This window comes from Kribbella sp. CCNWLW201, from assembly GCF_037203805.1.
In the GTDB taxonomy this organism is placed as follows: domain Bacteria; phylum Actinomycetota; class Actinomycetes; order Propionibacteriales; family Kribbellaceae; genus Kribbella.
Map to the genome: position 1 here is coordinate 266,632 of NZ_JBBCBQ010000008.1, position 17,994 is coordinate 284,625.

Annotated in this window: 18 protein-coding genes; 8 read left to right on the forward strand and 10 right to left on the reverse strand. The window is 68.7% G+C overall.

What is annotated here, in order from left to right; translation table 11 throughout:
• Positions 1 to 36 precede the first annotated feature (36 nt).
• The 3 genes from V9K99_RS29695 to V9K99_RS29705 are packed head-to-tail and all read right to left on the reverse strand — an operon-like array spanning position 37 to position 2,595.
• Positions 37 to 735, reverse strand: a complete 699-nt coding sequence (locus tag V9K99_RS29695; RefSeq protein ID WP_337005204.1) for a tyrosine-protein phosphatase — start codon at positions 733 to 735, stop codon at positions 37 to 39.
• Between the two features lie 28 nt (positions 736 to 763).
• A complete protein-coding gene (locus V9K99_RS29700) occupies positions 764 to 1,870 on the reverse strand; it encodes an iron-containing alcohol dehydrogenase family protein (RefSeq protein WP_337005206.1) in 1,107 nt (368 codons plus the stop codon).
• On the reverse strand, positions 1,858 to 2,595 hold the full coding sequence (locus tag V9K99_RS29705) for a phosphocholine cytidylyltransferase family protein (protein WP_337005208.1): 738 nt from the start codon (positions 2,593 to 2,595) through the stop codon (positions 1,858 to 1,860). The genes V9K99_RS29700 and V9K99_RS29705 overlap by 13 nt, the downstream gene beginning before the upstream one ends.
• Positions 2,596 to 2,662: 67 nt before the next feature.
• Between V9K99_RS29705 and galE the strand changes: the two genes are divergently transcribed.
• A complete protein-coding gene (gene galE, locus V9K99_RS29710) occupies positions 2,663 to 3,616 on the forward strand; it encodes a UDP-glucose 4-epimerase GalE (RefSeq protein WP_337005210.1) in 954 nt (317 codons plus the stop codon).
• Here galE and V9K99_RS29715 read toward each other — a convergent pair.
• Both V9K99_RS29715 and V9K99_RS29720 read right to left on the reverse strand, forming a co-directional pair.
• Entirely contained in the window at positions 3,613 to 4,392 is a 780-nt protein-coding gene (locus tag V9K99_RS29715; protein ID WP_337005212.1) for an SDR family NAD(P)-dependent oxidoreductase, read from the reverse strand. The two genes, galE and V9K99_RS29715, sit on opposite strands and share 4 nt — an antisense overlap.
• A gap of 1 nt (position 4,393) precedes the next feature.
• Positions 4,394 to 5,074 carry a TIGR03089 family protein gene (locus V9K99_RS29720; RefSeq protein WP_337005214.1) on the reverse strand — a complete coding sequence of 227 codons (681 nt, stop codon included), beginning with the start codon at positions 5,072 to 5,074 and terminating at the stop codon, positions 4,394 to 4,396.
• Positions 5,075 to 5,141: 67 nt separating this feature from the next.
• Here V9K99_RS29720 and tatA point away from each other — a divergent pair, with 67 nt between their 5' ends.
• From tatA to V9K99_RS29745, 5 genes are all read left to right on the forward strand, one after another.
• On the forward strand, positions 5,142 to 5,342 hold the full coding sequence (tatA, locus tag V9K99_RS29725) for a twin-arginine translocase TatA/TatE family subunit (protein WP_337005216.1): 201 nt from the start codon (positions 5,142 to 5,144) through the stop codon (positions 5,340 to 5,342).
• Between the two features lie 73 nt (positions 5,343 to 5,415).
• On the forward strand, positions 5,416 to 6,753 hold the full coding sequence (locus V9K99_RS29730) for a hemolysin family protein (protein ID WP_337005218.1): 1,338 nt from the start codon (positions 5,416 to 5,418) through the stop codon (positions 6,751 to 6,753).
• Complete coding sequence (locus tag V9K99_RS29735) at positions 6,750 to 7,820, forward strand: hemolysin family protein (RefSeq protein ID WP_337005220.1); 1,071 nt, start codon at positions 6,750 to 6,752, stop codon at positions 7,818 to 7,820. The genes V9K99_RS29730 and V9K99_RS29735 overlap by 4 nt, the downstream gene beginning before the upstream one ends.
• 514 nt (positions 7,821 to 8,334) lie before the next feature.
• Positions 8,335 to 9,402: an NAD(+)/NADH kinase gene (locus tag V9K99_RS29740; RefSeq protein ID WP_337005222.1), complete on the forward strand. Its 1,068-nt coding sequence runs from the start codon at positions 8,335 to 8,337 to the stop codon at positions 9,400 to 9,402.
• A gap of 11 nt (positions 9,403 to 9,413) precedes the next feature.
• Positions 9,414 to 10,511, forward strand: a complete 1,098-nt coding sequence (locus tag V9K99_RS29745; RefSeq protein ID WP_337005224.1) for a mannose-1-phosphate guanylyltransferase — start codon at positions 9,414 to 9,416, stop codon at positions 10,509 to 10,511.
• A 903-nt stretch (positions 10,512 to 11,414) separates the two neighbouring features.
• On the opposite strand, the gene V9K99_RS29750 is transcribed toward V9K99_RS29745, so the two are convergent.
• The 5 genes from V9K99_RS29750 to cofD all read right to left on the reverse strand — a co-directional run bounded on the left by V9K99_RS29750 (position 11,415) and on the right by cofD (position 15,802).
• Positions 11,415 to 11,966, reverse strand: coding sequence for a PIN domain-containing protein (locus tag V9K99_RS29750; RefSeq protein WP_337005226.1), 552 nt, complete (start codon positions 11,964 to 11,966; stop codon positions 11,415 to 11,417).
• Position 11,967: 1 nt separating this feature from the next.
• On the reverse strand, positions 11,968 to 12,426 hold the full coding sequence (locus V9K99_RS29755; protein ID WP_337005228.1) for a helix-turn-helix domain-containing protein: 459 nt from the start codon (positions 12,424 to 12,426) through the stop codon (positions 11,968 to 11,970).
• A gap of 621 nt (positions 12,427 to 13,047) precedes the next feature.
• Entirely contained in the window at positions 13,048 to 13,767 is a 720-nt protein-coding gene (locus tag V9K99_RS29760) for a DUF3105 domain-containing protein (RefSeq protein ID WP_337005230.1), read from the reverse strand.
• 86 nt (positions 13,768 to 13,853) lie between these two features.
• A complete protein-coding gene (locus V9K99_RS29765; RefSeq protein WP_337005231.1) occupies positions 13,854 to 14,828 on the reverse strand; it encodes a coenzyme F420-0:L-glutamate ligase in 975 nt (324 codons plus the stop codon).
• On the reverse strand, positions 14,825 to 15,802 hold the full coding sequence (gene cofD / locus V9K99_RS29770; protein ID WP_337005233.1) for a 2-phospho-L-lactate transferase: 978 nt from the start codon (positions 15,800 to 15,802) through the stop codon (positions 14,825 to 14,827). The genes V9K99_RS29765 and cofD overlap by 4 nt, the downstream gene beginning before the upstream one ends.
• A gap of 115 nt (positions 15,803 to 15,917) precedes the next feature.
• On the opposite strand from cofD, the gene V9K99_RS29775 reads away from it, so the two are divergent.
• Together V9K99_RS29775 and V9K99_RS29780 are read left to right on the forward strand one after the other, a co-directional pair.
• Positions 15,918 to 17,162 (forward strand): hypothetical protein, encoded by a 1,245-nt coding sequence (locus V9K99_RS29775; RefSeq protein WP_337005235.1) that lies wholly within the window; start codon positions 15,918 to 15,920, stop codon positions 17,160 to 17,162.
• 375 nt (positions 17,163 to 17,537) lie between these two features.
• Positions 17,538 to 17,789 carry a WhiB family transcriptional regulator gene (locus tag V9K99_RS29780; protein WP_020389877.1) on the forward strand — a complete coding sequence of 84 codons (252 nt, stop codon included), beginning with the start codon at positions 17,538 to 17,540 and terminating at the stop codon, positions 17,787 to 17,789.
• Positions 17,790 to 17,994: the final 205 nt, after the last annotated feature.

The following is a 17,994-nucleotide window of genomic DNA, read 5'->3' on the forward strand; positions in this document are numbered from 1 at the left end:
TGGCCAATGTACTGCGCTACGTGATGCCCTTGTGACTCAGGTCAGTCGCTTGCGCAACCGGTCGAGGTCGTCGGTGGTGAGGCCGCCGTGGCGCAGGTACGCCTCCGGGCCGCCGTACTTGTCGTCGAGGTGGCGCAGGATCGCGGTCATCGACTCGGCCCGGGTGTCGCGGAACTCGATCATCTCCGGGTGCCGCGAGGCGTCCGGCTCGTCCGCGAGTTGCTTGGCCAGCCAACCGGCCAGCCGTTCCTGGGTCAGGAAGTAGTCGCCGACGATCTCTTCCTCGGGTACGCCGGCGATACTCAGCGCCAGCGCGACGACCATGCCGGTGCGGTCCTTGCCGCCGTGACAGTGCACCACCACCGCGCCGTCCGGTGCGTCCGCAATCGCCTTCACCGCGGCCGCGAACAGCTCCGGCCGCCGGTCGAGCATCCAGGTGCACGCGTCCACGATGGTCGCCTGCCCGTGATCCGGATCCGCCGGATCCTGCAAGGCCTGCCGAACCCCCAACGGATCCCCGGTGAACGGCGTCGGCCAGTCGGCCACCTCACCATCACCGCGCAGATCCAGGATCCGTCCGACGCCGGCCCGCCGTACCGCCTCAACGCCCTCAGCGGACAGAAAGTGCAGACTGTCCGCCCGAATCAGCACCCCCTCCCGCACGACCTGCCCGTCGCGCGTAGGCAACCCACCCACATCCCGCACATTCCGGCACCCCGCCCAGTCAAGATCCACAGCCCCACCCAATCAGGAATCGAGCCAATCAGGAATCCAGGTTCCGGCCCTCGGGGGTGACCGGGGACTGGGTGCGGGCGTGGGCGTGGTCGTTGAAGTCGTGGACTTTGGCGGTGATGCGTTCGGGGGTCAGGGCGGCTTCTTCGAGGACGGTGAAGCGGCCTGGGCGGGTCTGCGGGGCGAAGGCGACGATCTCGGCGAACTCGTCCAGGGTGAAGCCGAGCTCTCGTGGCGTGACCGGCAAGCCGTGGCGGTGCAGACAGTCGACGGTGGCGTGGAAGCGGTCGAGGTCGCCGCGGAGGAACCACGCGAAGGCCGCGCCCAGCCCGACCTGCTCGCCGTGGAATCCGCTCCGCTCCGGGTACAGCAGGTCGATCGCGTGCGAGATCTCGTGACACGCCCCGGACGACGGGCGCGAATTGCCGGCGACCACCATCGCCATCCCGGACAGCACCAGGGCATCGGCCAGCGTGGTCAGGAACGCGTCGTCGCCGAGCGTGCCGCGATGGTCCATCACCGCCTGGGCCGCAGTCCGCGACAGCGACACGGCCAGCCCGTCGATCGCCTCACCGCGCAGGGTGTGCGCGGCCTCCCAGTCGGCGGTCGCGGACAGGTTCGACACGATGTCGCCGATCCCGCTGCGGACCGACCCGGCCGGCGCCTGGCCGATCAGGTCCAGGTCGACCAGGACCCCGATCGGCGCCGGCACGCTGTACGAGCCGCGGCCGGCGTCGTTGTCCAGGGTGCTGATCGGCGAGGCGATCCCGTCGTGCGCGAGGTTGGTGGCGACCGCGACCATCGGCAGGCCGAGCCGGGCGGCGGCGAACTTGGTCACGTCCAGCACGGTGCCGCCGCCGATCCCGACGATCGCGTCGTACTGCTGCCGCCGGATCTTCTCGACCAGTTTGATCGCGGCGTTGATCGTGCACCCGTCGACGGTGAACCAGTCCGCGCCGACCAGGCCGGGCTGGAAGGTCTCCCGGATCATCGGCCCGTGCGTCGGGCCGATCGCGATCGCCACCCGCCCGGACGGCGAGATCCGCTGGTCGGCCAGGATCTTCGCCAGGTCGCCCAGAGCTCCGCGCCGTACGTCGACCACCAGCGGCGCCGCGATCAACCTCGCTAGGACGGGCATACGATCTCTCGCGCCCGGGCCAGATCGTCGTGGTTGTCGATCTCGACCCAGTCGACGGTGCCGATCGAGGCGACGTCGATCCGGAAACCTTGGTCCACCAGAATCTGGTACCCATCTTCGTAGTACAGGTGCGGATCGCGTTCCCACGTCGCGCGGAGCGCGTCGGCGAGGTCCTCGGCGGCGGTCGGCTCGATCAGGGTGACACCGATGTACTCACCGGTGGCGGTGGCCGGATCCATCAGTTTGGTGATCCGCTGGACGCCGGTCTGCTCGGACCAGATCACCTTCATCTCCTCCTCGGCCAGCTTCTTCTCGGTGTCCAGCGCGAGGACGATCCGCCGGTCCTCGCCCCGGGCGTCGAGCAGCGTGCGCTGGACCGAGGCCGGATGCACTGTGTCACCGTTGGCGAGCATCACGCCGTTCTTCAGCAGATCGCGGGCGCACCACAGCGAGTAGGCGTTGTTCCAGGTCTCGGCCTTGTCGTTGTGGACCAGTTCGAGGCGTACGCCGTACCGCTCCTCGAAGCCGTCGACCCGGGCCTCGACGGCCTCGGCGGCGTACCCGACGACGATCGCGACATCGGTGATCCCGACCTCGGCGTAGTTGGCCAGGGTGAGGTCCAGCACGGTCGTCTCGGAGTCGATCGGGACCAGTGCCTTGGGCAACGTGTCCGTGTACGGGCGGAGGCGGCGGCCGGCGCCGGCGGCGAGTACAAGTCCGATCATTGCCTGATGGTACGGGTTCGGCCCGTTTGCGCGCCCTGTGTTGCGGAGTGGTGGCAGGATCGAAGACATGACGTGGCTCGTGACTGGTGGTGCCGGATACATCGGGGCGCATGTGGTGCGCGCGTTCCTCGCGGACGGTATCGACGTGGTGGTGATCGACGACCTGTCCAGCGGGAAGGCCGAGTTCGTGCCGGACGGAGTCCCGTTCGTGCGCTCGAACCTGCTCGACGGTACGGCGGTCCGCGACGCGCTGGACGGGGTCAGCGGAGTCGTGCACCTGGCCGGGTTCAAGTACGCCGGTGTGTCGGTGGACCGCCCGCTGCACACCTACACGCAGAACGTGACCGCGATGGTGTCGCTGCTGGAGGCGATGGCGGACAAGGAGATCCGCAACATCGTCTTCTCGTCCAGCGCGGGGGTCTACGGGACGCCCAAGGACGAGGTGGTCACCGAGCAGACGCCGCCGGACCCGCAGAGCCCGTACGGCGAGTCGAAGCTGATCGGGGAGTGGTTGCTCCGGGACCAGGCGCGCGCGGTCGACCTGCACCACACCTCCCTGCGGTACTTCAACGTGGTCGGCTCCGGCGACCCCACGGTGTACGACGCCAGCCCGTACAACCTGTTCCCGATCGTGTGCGACCTGTTGACACAGGGCAAGACGCCGCAGATCTACGGCACCGATCACCCGACCCCGGACGGCACGTCGGTCAAGGACTACGTCCACGTCGCCGACCTGGCCCGCGCCCACGTCGCCGCCGCCCGGGCGCTCGAGGCCGGGAAGACGCTGGAGCGCGTCTACAACCTCGGCAGCGGCACGGGTACGTCGGTCCGCGAGATCATGGACGCCGCACGCAGAGTCACGGGCATCGACTTCACCCCGACCGAAGGCCCCCGCCGACCCGGCGACCCGTCCCGGGTCGTGGCGACCGGTGAACTGGCCGCCCGTGACCTGGGCTGGAAGAACACCTCCACGGTCGACGAGATGTTCGCGACCGCCTGGGAGGCCTGGCCGAAGGGCTAATACTCCTTCCGGAAGGGACCTGACGGGGTCAGGTCCAGTGCGCCGGGACCGGTGAGGACGCCGCCTTCCACCGGGAGGGTGTGGCCGGTGATCCAGGAGGCATCGTCGGAGGCGAGGAACGCGACCGCGGCCGCGATGTCCTCGGGTTCGCCCACGCGTCCGAGCGGATACATCTTCCCGAACCTCTCCAGGGTGCCGGGCTGGTTGTCCCAGTTCGGGGTCCGGATGGTGCCCGGCGCGACGACGTTGAAGCGGACACCCATCCCGCCGTACCGAGCCGCGTAGTTCACCGTCATCGCGATCTGGCCGGCCTTCGCGGCGGAGTACTCGATGTTGCCGAACGCGGCGATGCCGTTCACCGAACTGATGGTGACGACGTTGCCGCGGGTCTTCACCAGCTGTGGGAGGGCAGCCTGGATGCAGCGGGCCGCGCCGACCAGCGTGAGGTCCAGCTGCTGGTGCCATTCCTCCGAGGTCGCGTCCTCGGGCACCGACGTGACGATGCACCCGCCCGCGTTGTTCACCAGCACATCCAGCCGGCCGAATCGCTCGATCGCGGCCGCGACCGCCGCGTCCACCTCGTCGCGGTTCGTCACGTCGACCCGTACGGCGATCGCCTGCTCACCGAGCTCTTCGGCGACCTGAGCGAGTTTCTCCTCCTGGAGATCCGTCACCACCACCGAGCCACCCTCGGCCGCGATCCGCCGCGCCACCGCGGCGCCGATTCCCTGCGCCGCCGCCGTGACCAGCGCTACCCGTCCCTCGAACCGCTGCACGTCAGCCCTCCACCACTCGGTCGACCTTTTCGTCGGACACCCGCCGCTCGAGCTTCGACGCGTCGAGGTTGCGGCAGAGCACGATCGAACCACCTCCGGCGATCACCCCGACCAGCAGGCCCACGCCTTCCCGGCTGACCAGGTCGCGGGTCACCAGGATCCGGTCAGCGATGGGTTCCGCCGTACTGATGAGGTCGTCGTGTGTCAGGTCGTCGTACGCCGGTGATGTCGGGGACGGTGGATCGAACGGGACGAACAGGTCCGGGTGGTTGTACACCTCGGCGCCGTAGTCGTGGATGCCGTCGGGGAGCGGCTCGCGGAACCGGCCGCCGAGCGGCAGCAGCGCGGACGCGACGGTCTCCCGCTCGCCGCGGATCGCGAAGTCCGGCCCGGTGATCGCGAGCGCGCCCGTGCCGCTGGTGAGCGAGGCGCCGGCCGACCAGGCCGACAACGCCCAGACGACGCCGAGCCAGTGCGGCGGGAGCCCGATCGCGACCGTCTCGCCGGCCTCCAGGTCGTACTCGTCGACCAGCAGGTTGGCGGTCTTGGCGACCCAGTTGGCGGTGGTGACGGCGCTCAGCTCGATCCGCTCACCGGTCGCGTCGTCGTAGTAGGTGAGGAAGGGGGCGCCACCGTCGCGGCTGACCGCGGCGGCGAAAAGTTCCGGCAGAACTCGTGACATATGGCCCACCCTACGGTTCGCCGGCGGACGTACCGTGGCGAGGGATTTCCGGGAAGAAGGAATTGTCATGGTGCCACTGCTCGAGCTGCCCCAAGGCGGCGAATGGATCGTCATCCTGGTCATCGTGGTGCTGCTGTTCGGGGCGAAGAAGCTGCCCGAGCTCAGCCGGAACGCCGCCCGGGCGATGGTCGAGTTCAAGAAAGTCACCGACGGCAAGGACGAGGAGAAGCCCGACGCCAAACCCGCCGAGGAGCACCGCAGCGCCTGACGTCCACCTCGACGTGTCCGCTGGGTGTCGCGCAGCACGCAGGGAGCCGAGGGACGTGCCATAGAGTCAGTGCATGCTGATCCTGGCCGGCCTGGGCCTCATCCTGGTGCTGACCATTGCCACCGGCTACTTCGTCGCGCAGGAATTCTCCTACGTCGCGGTCGACCGCCACCGGCTGCACAGGCTGGCCGAAGGCGGTAACGCCGCCGCAGCCCGGGCGCTGAAGGTGACGGCCCGGCTGTCGTTCGTGCTGTCCGGTGCGCAGCTCGGGATCACCATCACCGCCCTTCTCGCCGGGTACGTCGCCGAGCCCTACCTCGGCGAGGGGCTGGCCAACGTCCTCGGTGCGGCCGGCGTACCGGAGGCGGTCAGCCTGTCCATCGCGGTCGTTCTTGCCTTGCTCGCGGCAACGATCATCCAGATGGTGCTCGGCGAGCTGGCGCCGAAGAACCTGGCGATCGCGAAGGCCGAGGCGATCGCGCTGAGCCTGTCCCGGTCCACGCTGATGTACCTGGCCGTCGCGGGACCGCTGATCCGGGTCTTCGACGCGACCTCGAACCGGATCCTGCGCCGGGTCGGTATCGAGCCGGTCGAGGAGCTTCCACAGGGGGCGACCGCACAGGAGCTGGACCGCATCATCGTCACCTCGTACGAGCAGGGTCTGCTGGACGAGGACACCATGCGGCTGCTGGACCGCGGCCTCGACTTCCGCGGCCGGATCGCGGGTGAGGCGATGCGACCACGCCCCGACGTGATCACCATGCACCAGGACGATCCGCTCACCCGGGTGGTCGAGTTACAGGACACCGGGCACAGCCGGTTCCCGGTCATCGCGGACTCGGTGGACGAGGTGGTCGGCGTGATCGCGATCGGCGACGTGGTCGAGGTCGAACCGGCCGACCGGAACCACGTCACCGCCGGGTCCCTCGCGTCGCCGCCGGTCGTCGTACCGTTCACCCTGCCGCTGCCCGCCGTACTGGAACGGCTGCGGTCGTCGCATCGCCAGCTCGCGATCGTGGTGGACGAGTACGGCGGTTTCGCCGGGATCGTGACGCTGGAGGACATCGCGGAGGAACTGGTCGGTGAGATCCGGGACGAGGACGATCTACCGGAGACCGGACTGGTCCAGGGAGCGGACGGGTCGTGGGTGCTGCCTGCGCGCTGGCGGCTCGACGAGGTCGCGGAAGCCACCGGGATCCACCTGCCGGAGGGTGACGACTACGAGACGGTGTCCGGCCTGGTGATGGCGCAGCTCGGCCGGATCCCGGTGGTCGGTGACGACGTGATGGTGGAACTGCCCCGGCGGTTCGACCACGACGGCCGGCCGATCCCGCCCGAGATCGTCCAGTTGACGGTCCAGACCATCGAGCGGCACGTGCCGGGGATCGTCGTGATGGAGCGGGTGACGTGAGTACGACGCTCGCCTTGCTCATCTCGGTGTTGCTGCTGATCCTGAACGGCTTCTTCGTCGCCGCGGAGTTCGCCCTGGTCGCGTCGAAGCGGCATCGGCTCGAAGAAGCCGCCGCGTCCGGCAGCCGATCGGCGCGGGCCGCGATCGCCGGCGTGAGCGAGCTGTCGCTGATGCTCGCCGGCGCCCAGCTCGGCATCACCCTGTGCACCCTCGGCCTCGGATCGCTGGCCGAACCCGCGGTCGCGCACCTCCTGCATCCGCTCTTCGAGCTGATCGGCCTACCGGAAGGCGCCGGCCACGTGATCGCGTTGATCATCGCCGTCGGTGCCATTGGTCTGCTGCACGTCCTGCTCGGCGAGATGGCCCCGAAGTCCTGGGCGATCAGCAATCCCGAACGCTCCGCGCAGCTGCTGGCCCTGCCCTTCCGCGGTTTCACCTACCTCTTCCGCCCGCTGCTCCTGGTCCTCAACTGGCTCGCGAACCTCTGTGTCCGCGCGCTCAAGGTGACCCCGCAGAACGAGCTGGCCAGCGCCCACGGCCCGGACGAACTCCGCCTGCTGATCGAGTCGTCCCGGCAGCACGGCACCCTCGAAGCACCCGAGCACGACCTCCTCACCGCGATGCTCGCACTGCAGAACACCACCGTCCTCCAGGTGATGACGCCGATCTCCCAACTCAGCACGGTCCCGGCCGACGCCTCGGCCCGCGAGGTCGAGCTCACCAGCCGCCGCGAAGGCCGCTCCCGCCTCGCGGTCGTCAGCTCCGGTACGACGATCTGCGGCATCGTCCACGTCCGCGACGCGGCCCGCGCCACCACGGGCGGCGGTACGACGCTGCACGCCTCCGACCTGATGACGGCACCGCTCCACGTGTCGGCCGACACCCCGGTGGCGACCGCGATCCGGACGATGCGCGATCGCCGTTCTCAGCTGGCCGTCGTACTGGCTGATGATCAGCCGCTCGGGGTGGTCGCGCTGGAGGACCTGCTGGAGGAGGTGATCGGGGAGTTCGACGACGAGACGGACCCGATCATCAGCGCCGCGCGGGGAGAATCACCGGAGAAGTAGTGTCCGGGTGCGGCCTGACCTGCACCGGATGGCGGTAGACCTCACTCAGCAGCTCGGCCGTCAGCGTCTCCTCCGGCTCCCCGTAGGCGGCGAGCGCGCCGTGCGACAGGACGGCGACCTGGTCCGCGTACCCGGCAGCCAGATTCAGATCGTTGCCTGCTGCAACATCACGGCCCGGAGCACGCTCATCGCGACCTGCGACCAATGCTGCAACGGCTCACCGGCCAGGAACACCTCGCCCTATGAACACCGATCATGCCGATCACTCGCTGGAGATCGTCCGGGTGCCACGTTTGCCGCTGAAGTTGCTGATGGCAATCAAGTTGCGGTGCTGGTGCCGTGGTCGGAGGAGATCACCGAGCGGCCGCAGTTCCGCGCCGAGTTCGCCCGGATGTTCCGGGAGGCGACGCACGAGGTCCCGGGGGCGGGCGGGTGATCGCGGCGACCTGGTGAGTAACGGTCCTCCGGGTGGTTGGCTACCTTTGAGGCAGTAACCGTCCGGAGGAGGACTGTCGTGCCTGTGCGCCGGCTTGGGCTTGTTGTTCACGAGGGGCGTCCGCTCGCCGTGCAGACGGCCGGGACCGTGCGGGCGTGGGCCGACCGGCACGGGATCGGGTGCACCGACATCGATGTCTGGAAGGCACACGAGGACCGGCGCAGCGGCATGGACGAGCTGCATCATGCCGGCGACCCGGATCTGGTGGTCACGCTCGGCGGTGACGGTACGTTCCTGCGTGGTGCCCGGATCGCGGCCAAGAACGATGCCGCCGTACTGGGTGTGGACCTCGGGAAGGTCGGTTTCCTGACCGAGGTGGCGTGCCGGGACGTGGAGGCGGCGCTCGAGGCGGTGCACCACGGCGGGGCCAACTACGAGGAGCGGATGACGCTGACGATGCGGGCGTCCCGTCCGCTGGAGATCCCGGCCGGGATCGAGTCGCTGCTGCGGTACGGGCACGGTCCGTCGCTGCCGCCGCCGACGGTTCGGCCGGAGAGCACCGAGGGTGACGGCTGGGGTGTCGCGTTGGACGTGACGGCGTTGAACGACGTCGTACTGGAGAAGCTGGCCAGGGACCATCAGGTGGCGCTTGGTGTGTACCTGTCCGGTCGGCTGCTGGCGTCGTACTCGGCGGATGCGGTGATCGTGGCGACGCCGACCGGCTCGACGGCGTACAGTTTCGCGGCCGGTGGGCCGATCCTGTCGCCGAACACCGAGGCGATCGTGTTCACCCCGGTCGCGCCGCACATGACCTTCAACCGCTCTGTCGTGGCAGCGCCCGACGAATCGATCGGGCTGCGCGTGCTGCCGCACTCCGGGCAGGCCGCGGTCAGCATCGACGGGCAGCTGCGCGGCGTCCTCGACCCCGGCGACTGGATCGGCGTGTACGGCGCACCCCGTCGTCTGCGCCTGGTCCGGTTGCGTCCGACCGACTTCTACGGCCGGCTGCGCGATCGCTTCCGCCTGACCGACGCGCCCGCGACCGCCCAAGACGGCGAATCCGACGCCTTCTGGCGCCCGACGACACCGGTTCCGCCGGACCTCGCGCATCTCCGGCTCCCCCTACCACCTGACGACGCCCGGTAAGGTCTCTCCTCATGCGAAACGTGGTGATCCTGGCCGGAGGTTCGGGGACGCGGCTGTGGCCGATGTCCAGGGACGACAGGCCCAAGCAGGTGCTGCCGCTGGCGGCCGGGCAGTCGCTGCTGCGGGTGGCGTACAACCGGCTCCGCGGCCTGGTCGAGCCGGAGAACATCTACGTGTGCACGGTCGGTGCGTACACCGAGGTGGTCCGCAAGGAACTCCCCGAGCTCGGCGAGCACAACATCATCGGCGAGCCCGCCCGCCGCGACACCGCCAACGCCGTCGGCCTGGCCTCCGCCGTGGTCGCCCGCAACGACCCCGATGCGGTCGTCGCCTTTGTCGGCTCGGATCACCTGATCAGCCCGGAGGACGAGTTCCGTGCCGCGATCGAGAGCGGTTTCGCGGTGGTCGAGCAGCGCGCCCGGTCGCTGGTGACGTTCGGGATCGAGCCGACCCATCCGCACACCGGCCTCGGCTACATCGAACGCGGCGAGCCCATCGAGGGCACCGCGGCGTACGTCGTCGACCGCTTCCGGGAGAAGCCGGACCGGGCCACCGCCGAGGAGTACCTGGCCACCGGCCGCTTCTGGTGGAACTCCGGCATGTTCGTCTGGCGGGCCGAAACCGTCCTCAGCGTCCTCGACGAACTCCTCCCCGAGTCGGCCGCCCGCCTACGCCAGGTCGCATCCGTCTGGGACTCCCCCTCGCGTGAAGAGACGCTGGCCGAGATCTATCCGAACCTGCGCAAGATCAGCGTCGACTACGCGGTGATGGAACCCGCCTCCCAGGGCAAGGTCGACGCCGACGTGGTCGTCGTACCGATGCCAGTGCATTGGCTCGATGTCGGCTCTTGGGCCGCTTTGGCCGGCACGTACGACGCCGACGCCTGCGGCAACCGTACCGACGGGACCACGCTGAGCTGCCTACTCGACTCCCACGACAACATCATCGTCACCGACGACCCCGACCACCTGATCGCCGCCGTCGGCCTCCGCAGCCACATCATCGTCCACACCCAAGACGTAACCATGGTCTGCCCCCTCGCCGACGGCGAACGAGTAAAAGACCTAGTAGCCCAAGTCCAAGAAACCCACGCGGAGCGCTACATCTAAAGGACACCGCCTCCGGCGGGCCGGCCGGCCTGGTAGCTGCATGTAGGTGATCGGCGAATGGACTGCGGTCCCTCGACGACCGGACACCACCACCTCCGGCGGCGGCTGTTCTCTTGCCGCCTCCGGCGGGGTCGCGCGGCGTGGTAGCTGCATGCAGTCGATCGGCGAATGGACTGCGGACACGTACACGCAGCACTCTGCGCATGCGCCAATGTGCGTGCGCAGTGGGCCCTACATCAAGCCCGGACGCCACTTGAGCAGCCGCCGCCAACGGACACCACGTTCGGCGGGTCGCTCGGCAGACAACCGCGTTCGGGTGATACGCGGGTGGATGCGGACGGTGTCCGCACCGCACTCGAGAATGACGACCGTCGGTCGTGCGCTCGGGGGACGGCGGCTTGGGAGCACGTGCTCACTGGGCGGCTGTGGTGTCGCGGCTCCGGGCTGCGTGAGTGTGCTAGTCGGGGTGGTGTGCGTCAAGAGCGCCTTCGGCGTCCGCTTCGCGGAGCGAGCGAGCTCGCCTCTTGACCCACACCACCCCGACCAGGAGGGCGCAGCTATCCCGGAGTTGCTCACCCGGGTGGTCGCCTGCCTGCGTGGATGCGGTGGGGGCGCGTGGATGCGGGTGGTGAATCTGGATGGGTGGTGACTCGGGACCGGGTGGTGGTCCGTCCGCGTCATGTCACCAGCGGCTCGCTGCGACGCGTCCAGCGACGCCTGCAGCAGCCCACCATTTGAGGGGATAACCCCTCAGGTTGGGGGTTGCCCACTCAGATTTTCAGTGGGCAACCCGCAATCTCGGGGGTTATCCCCTCAAATGTCGGAGGGGCGATGGCCCGGCCGACTGGGTGCTCGCCGCGGTGGAGATCCAAGTGCTGCGCTGTTGCCGAGCAGGCGCCGGGGTCAGGACCGCAGGGCTGCGACGCTGCGGAGGAGTCCGACGTGTTCGAGGGAGTCGAGTGTGTCCTCGACTGTGCTCGGAGGGTTCCGGAAGCTGTCGGCCATGCGTTGAACCTGGGCGTAGACCGCTTGCCGGTTCAGGTCGATCAGTCCGAGCACGAAGTCGTCGGCGGTCTGAGCAGCTAGGTTCCAGGGGATCAGCACTTCCGGAGGGAAGTCCTTCGTGTTCTCTGTGACGATCAGGTGTGCATTGGCCTTGATCGCCGCGGCGAGAACATGCAAGTCGTCAGGATCGGGAAGATCCAGGATCTCGATGAGCGGTTCGTGGCCGGTGACGAGGACATCTCGAATCGCCTGGTTCATCAGCTCCCGAGTCCGGTCGAGCTTGCGCGGATCGAGGTCGGGCCGATGGTCCTTGAGATTGCGGAAGGTCTCATCGAGTATCTGGTCGGTCCACGTCGCCTGGACCAGGCCGGCCTGCGCGATCCTGATGAGCAGGTCGCGAAGGCTGTTGGGATAGAGAACGTTGGCGTCGTACATGACGATGAACGGCACGTCAGTAGAGGCCCATCTCCCGGGTGAGCTGCGTTAGCTCGTCGGCGGCCTCACGGCGGGCGTGGTCGTCTCTGCGCCTGTAGTCCAGCAGCGAGTCGGCACGCACTCGACGGTGCTTCCCGACCATGCGGTACTCGATCTCACCTGCGTCGAGTAGGCCAATCAGGTATGGCCTGGAGACGTTCAGCAGATCGGCAGCCTGCTGTGTCGTCAGCTCGGCATGGGCGGGAACCACCGACACGGCTTGGCCGGCTGCCATGTGCGCAAGGACGCGAGCCAGGAGCTCCACAGCACTCCGGGGGAGAGACAGAGCGTTGTCGGGGTCTCCCTCCACAACCACGCGGATGTCACGCTCCTCGGCGTGGCTGGCCAGGTAGCGCTTGACGCGGCGCACCGCGACGTCGGCTGTCTTGACCTCAGCAGCATCCGGCTGCACGGCGGCAAGTTCTGCGGCACTCATGGCTTCTCCTCCCGCGGGCGCTGGCCCTGATGCGCCCACAACCGAATTATCCGCAACAAACGCAACAAACGCAACGCCGGGTCGCGTGGATGCGGAAGGTGTGGGGAGCCGGCGGGCGGCGGGCGGCTCGTGGCGCCCGTGCCTGCTGCGACTGGGGCCGTCCATGCGTGCGGCTGACCAAATGAGGGGTTAACCCTTCAGGTTAGGGGTTGCCCACTCGGATTTTCAGTGGGTAACCCGCAAGTTCGGGGGTTATCCCCTCAGATGTCGGAGGGGGTGGCCTGGCCGGGGGTTGGGTGCTCGCCGTGGCGGCGGGGCGCCTGCTGTTTGAGGGGATATCCCTTCGGGTCGTGGGTTCACTGCTCGTATGAGAGGGGAGAACCCATAACGCCAGGGGTTATCCCCTGGAATGTCGGAGGGTGGCGGGTGGGCGGCGGGACGGGGCGGACGGGCGGTTCGAGTCGGCGTGGAGTCGGCGCGCGTTGGGTGGTCCGGCGTGCGGTGGGTGGTGCGGGTGTGGCGCGCGGTGGGTGGTGCGGGTGCGGGGCGAGGGGAGGGGGTGGTACGACGAACGCCCCCGCGGATTGTGGTCCGTGGGGGCGTTCGGGGGGCTTGGGTGGGTTAGCCGCCGTTGGGTTCTTGGGCGTCGGAGGCGGGGTATTTGTCCATGAATTGCTGGAGGGCTTCGCCGCTGACGGAACCGCAGAACTGGCGGTGGCCGAAGGCAGTGGTGGCGCTGGCGGCGTTGCCGCTCCAGTGGGAGAACGCGATGTTCTTGCCGTCGGGCCAGGGCTTGCCTTCGGACTCCTTGAAGGGGGCCGCGATGAACTTGCCGATCGAGCTGTCCGGGAGCTTGGCCTTGGAGATCTTCTCGATCAGGTCGATCTGGTCCTTGGCCAGGGTGTCGCGGTACCAGAGGATCGTGTAGCCGTGTTCCAGGTTGTGCACCAGGTTCGCGACCGCGGGGCGGTCCTCGACGGTGTAGAACTTCTTCCCGAACGGCGCCCAGGTGGCGTAGTGCGGGCCGGACGACGGCGGTGACACCGGGTAGGCGATGACCTCGCCGTCGGGCTTGTGGTCCTGGGTGCCGGAGGCCGGGTCGTCGATGACCTTGTCGCAGGAGGCGGATCCGGCCGCGACGCCGAGTTCGGTGATCGCCTGGTTCCTGGTCCGGGAGTCCTGGATCAGCCGGATCGCCGGGTAGGCGATGATGGCCAGCCCGACCACGATCGACGCGACCACGATGAAGAGGGTCCGGTTGCGGTCGGCCCGCGCCTGGTCCCGCTGCATCTTCTCGATCATCTCGCGGCGCGACTGCTTCTGCGACGACGCTTTACCCACAGTGTTGGTCTTCCCGGATCGGGGCGGCCGAGTCGCCGCCGTGCGGATGCAGTGTACGCATCGACCCTGAGAGGTTGCCTAGAAAACTATTTCGACCGTGAGCCGAACGTGACCGTGGCTTCACTCCCAGGTCCGGTCCGGACGGTGACGCCGTACCCCTCCGCATGCAGGAGTACGGCGAGCCGCTCGGCGATCACGCCGACCGCGACGGGTTCGTCACCGAAGACCGTGACAGCGTTGTCAAGCAGCTCGACGTGGATGTCCTCGACCTCGTCCAGCAGCCCGTCCCACAACGACGGATCGACCTCTCGAGGCCCGTCCGGCGCAGAACGGTCGAGTACGGCGGCCCGCGCGGCCTCCCGCGTCCCCAGGCTGAACATGTCCGACGAAGCGTCCCGGACCAGCGCCCGGGCACCCGGCCCGTGCTCGCCGATCGGGAGTACGACGTCCTGCAGTCCACGCAGTACGGCGACCGGCACGCCGTCGGCCTTGCCCTTGACCAACTCGCTCGCGCTCGCGATCTCGTCGGCCAGCGCCGGCTCGGTCACCGCGAGGACGTTGCCGTGGCTGTCCGTCGTACCGCGAAGGTCTTCGACCACGCGGACCCCGGCGGCGCCGATGGCCAGGTCGATCTGGCCGTTGCGCCAGGGGCGGCCGAGGGTGTCGGTGATGATGACGCCGACGTTGACGTCGTACCGCTCCTTCAATGCGGTGCGCAATTCTCGTGCGGAGAGGTCGGGGTCGACCGGGAGCAGGAGGACCGTGCCGGGCGCGGTGTTGGACGTGTCGGTGCCGGCGGCGGCCATCACCAGGCCGTGCCGGGTCTGCACGATGCGGGTGTCGCCGCGTTGGGCGACGACCCGGACGAGCTCGGCGTCGACCGCTTCCTGACGGGTCCCGGTCGTCAGCCGCCCCTCGGCCTTGCTGACGATCTTCGAGGTGACCGACACGACGTCGCCGTCGCGCAGGTCGGCCTCGTCGCCGATCATGGCGGCCAGGTCGGCGCCGGCCGCGACCTCGGGCAGGCCGGTGACCGGGTAGATCTCGAGGTGCTTCCTCATCGCCGGACTGCCTCCGCGAGGGTCAGCGCCGCGTTGGCCATGGCGGCGGTCTTGGTCTCGTCAGTCATCCACAACGGCACCGCCTGGACATGAATTCCGGCTCCGGCGATCGAATCCTGCTGGGCGTAGTCCGAGGTGTCGATCAGCCAGCCGTCCAGTACGCCGCCGGACGCCCGCGAACCGTAGTACCGGGCGACGGCCGAGGCGGTGGAGGCCACACCGACGGCGGCCAGCACCTTGTCGGCCATGCCGCGGACCGGAGCGCTGCCGATGATCGGGGACAGGCCGATGACTGGTGCGGAAGTCTCCCGGACGGCCTCCCGGATCCCCGGGACGCCGAGGATGGTGCCGACCGAGACGACCGGGTTCGACGGCGGCAGGATCAGTGCGTCGCAGTCCGCGATCGCGTCCAGTACGCCGGGCGCCGGCTTGGCCTTCTCCTGGCCGACCGCGACGATCTGGTGTGCGGTGATCTCGGCGTGCCAGCGGACCCAGTACTCCTGGAAGTGGATCGCCTTGCGTCGGCCGGGCTGGTCCGGGTCGTCGACCACGACATGCGTCTCGACCCGGTCGTCGCTCATCGGCAGGAGCCGCACCGGCAGCTTCCAGCGGGCGCACAGCGCCTCGGTGACCGCGGTCAGCCCGTAGCCGGCGTCGAGCATCTGGGTGCGGACCAGGTGGGTCGCCACGTCCCGGTCGCCGAGGCCGAACCAGGTCGGCTCCACGCCGTACGCGGCCAGCTCCTCCTTGATCACCCAGGTCTCGTCTTCCCGGCCCCAGCCGCGCTCGGCCGAGATGCCGCCGCCCAGGGTGTACATCACCGTGTCGAGGTCCGGGCACACCCGCAATCCGAACAGGGTGATGTCGTCCGCGGTGTTCCCCACCACGGTGATCTCGGCGTCCGGACGGGCCTTGAGCAGCCCGCGCAGGAAGGTGGAACCGCCGATGCCACCGGCGAGCACTGTCAATCGCATGGGAAGAGTCTGCACGAGTCGTCAATGCGTCGGACCACCGCACGACTATGCTGCGGTGGGTCATAACCAAACCGCACAGCTTGTTGTACGGCCCCCAACATCCCGAGGAGCCCTCGTGGTCACCGACGCAACCAAGAAGCTCAGAGAGCCGGTCGCGTATATCCTGCTCGTTTTCGCCGGCCTGATCGCGCTGGCTTCGCTGATTCGCCTGTTCGTCGGTGGTGCCGGCTTCACCGCGGCCGCCGGAGGTGTGCAGGGCACGCTCACGCCGCCCGGACTCACCGCGCTGGTGATCCTTCTCTCGCTGGTCGGCTCGGTCTGGCTGGTGAACGAACTCGGCGAGCGCACCCCCAACGCGCGGACCGTCACCCTCGCCTCGCTGGTCATCACCGGCGTGGTCGTGCTGCTCGGCCTGATCACGGCGTTCGCCGGGTTCGCCGAGACCAGCACCGCCGGCCTGAAGATCGTCGGCTTCATCTACGCCCTCGGTGGCCTTGCGCTGTACGGCGCTGCCGGGATCTACATCCTCAAGACCTACCAGACCCTGCCGGCACCGGTTCGCGTGCCGAAGCAGGGCCAGTTCCCGCAGGGTCAGCAGTACGGCGGCCAGCAGCAGTACGGCCAGCAGGCGCCGTACGGACAGCAGCAGGGCTACGGCCAGCAGGGCCAGTACGGGCAGTACGGCCAGGAGCAGCAGGGCCAGTACGGCGCTTATGGCGCAGCTGCAGCTGGTGGCGCCGCCGCGGGTGCGGCCGGTGGTTACGCAGCGGCTCAGGGCGAGCAGCAGTGGCCTCAGGAGCAGGGCTGGAACCAGGGTGAGCAGCAGAACTGGTCGGCCGGTGAGGCCGAGGCTCAGCAGCACCAGGCCGGTGGCGAGCAGGCGTGGTCCAGTGAGGGCCAGCACGCCGAGCCGACCCAGGCGTGGAGCGCCGAAGGCCAGCAGCAGTGGGCCGGCCAGGAGCAGGGTCAGCAGTGGCCGCAGGAGCAGCAGCAGTGGGGCGGCGGCGACGCCGGGCAGCAGCAGCAGTGGAGCAGCGGCCAGGACTACCCGCAGCAGGAATGGCCCGTGCAGCAGCCGGAGCAGGCTCAGCCGGAGCAGCCGGAGGCTCAGCCGGCCTGGCAGCCGGGACAGTCGGAGTCGGCACAGCCGGAAGCCCAGTCGAGCTGGCAGCCGGGTGAGCCGGCCTGGTCGGCCGAGGAGACTCCGGCCGCCGAGCAGCCGGCAGCTCAGCCGGAGCCGCAGCCCCAGGCAACCGAGGCGGCCGACGAAACCCGTGTGGATCCGCGGGTTTCCGAGACCGACAAGGACGAGCAGGGTCAGCAGCAGGGTCAGCAGGGCTGGTGGTCACAGCCGTCCTGATCCGGCACCTGCCTGATCACGCCGTCCTGGACGGCGGACGGTCCCGATTCGCCTTCCTGACAAGGCAGCAAGCCCTTGCCGAACCTGTGATGTAAACATTTTTCCGCCGGTTCGCGGGGTATCACACGGACACGAGAGGCCTGTGTACGCAGGCCTCTCGTTCTTTTGCAGCCGTGTTGCGGATGATGCCAATAGCAGACCACGGCTTGACTTTCGTGGATTGCAGGAATGTAATTTCAACCGTGTCGTTCGTTGGACACTCGGTATCGGGGACCGTTGCAGAGCGCAGGACGGACGAGGTCAGGCATGTGGACCGCAAACCCACATGTACAGGGGAACGAACAGGGTCGAGGAGGTCGTACCGTGACAGAGCTGATGGCGATTGTCGACGGTGAGGCGATCGAGGAGGAGCCGAACTGGCAGGAACGGGCGCTGTGTGCCCAGACCGACCCGGAGGCTTTCTTCCCGGAGAAGGGCGGTTCCACCCGCGAGGCGAAGAAGGTCTGCCTCGGCTGTGACGTGCGGGGCGAGTGCCTCGAGTACGCACTGCAGAACGACGAGCGCTTCGGAATCTGGGGCGGGCTGTCGGAGCGGGAGCGCCGCAAGCTGAAGAAAAAGGCCGTCTGAGGCCCGGCTGATCGTTCGGTGTGGTGCCCTGCCACCCCGCCGCGATCGGCGACCAAACAGCACAACTGGATCAGAATCACCCGCGGAGGCCCCGGCTCGACATTCGTCGCCGGGGCCCGCGGCTGTCCGGAGCGGGATCGTCGGCGCCGCAACCGTCCGGAGCAGAGTCGCCGGGGCCGCAACCATCCGGCGCGGGGCCAGGTGG

What these genes read in the sequence shown, in the direction of transcription:
- V9K99_RS29700 (WP_337005206.1), bottom strand. Translation starts at nt 1,870, where the DNA reads ATGCCCGTCCTAGCGAGGTTGATCGCGGCGCCGCTGGTGGTCGACGTA.
- V9K99_RS29705 (WP_337005208.1), bottom strand. Translation starts at nt 2,595, where the DNA reads ATGATCGGACTTGTACTCGCCGCCGGCGCCGGCCGCCGCCTCCGCCCG.
- galE (WP_337005210.1), top strand. Translation starts at nt 2,663, where the DNA reads ATGACGTGGCTCGTGACTGGTGGTGCCGGATACATCGGGGCGCATGTG.
- V9K99_RS29720 (WP_337005214.1), bottom strand. Translation starts at nt 5,074, where the DNA reads ATGTCACGAGTTCTGCCGGAACTTTTCGCCGCCGCGGTCAGCCGCGAC.
- tatA (WP_337005216.1), top strand. Translation starts at nt 5,142, where the DNA reads ATGGTGCCACTGCTCGAGCTGCCCCAAGGCGGCGAATGGATCGTCATC.
- V9K99_RS29730 (WP_337005218.1), top strand. Translation starts at nt 5,416, where the DNA reads ATGCTGATCCTGGCCGGCCTGGGCCTCATCCTGGTGCTGACCATTGCC.
- V9K99_RS29745 (WP_337005224.1), top strand. Translation starts at nt 9,414, where the DNA reads ATGCGAAACGTGGTGATCCTGGCCGGAGGTTCGGGGACGCGGCTGTGG.
- V9K99_RS29755 (WP_337005228.1), bottom strand. Translation starts at nt 12,426, where the DNA reads ATGAGTGCCGCAGAACTTGCCGCCGTGCAGCCGGATGCTGCTGAGGTC.
- V9K99_RS29765 (WP_337005231.1), bottom strand. Translation starts at nt 14,828, where the DNA reads ATGAGGAAGCACCTCGAGATCTACCCGGTCACCGGCCTGCCCGAGGTC.
- cofD (WP_337005233.1), bottom strand. Translation starts at nt 15,802, where the DNA reads ATGCGATTGACAGTGCTCGCCGGTGGCATCGGCGGTTCCACCTTCCTG.
- V9K99_RS29780 (WP_020389877.1), top strand. Translation starts at nt 17,538, where the DNA reads ATGGCGATTGTCGACGGTGAGGCGATCGAGGAGGAGCCGAACTGGCAG.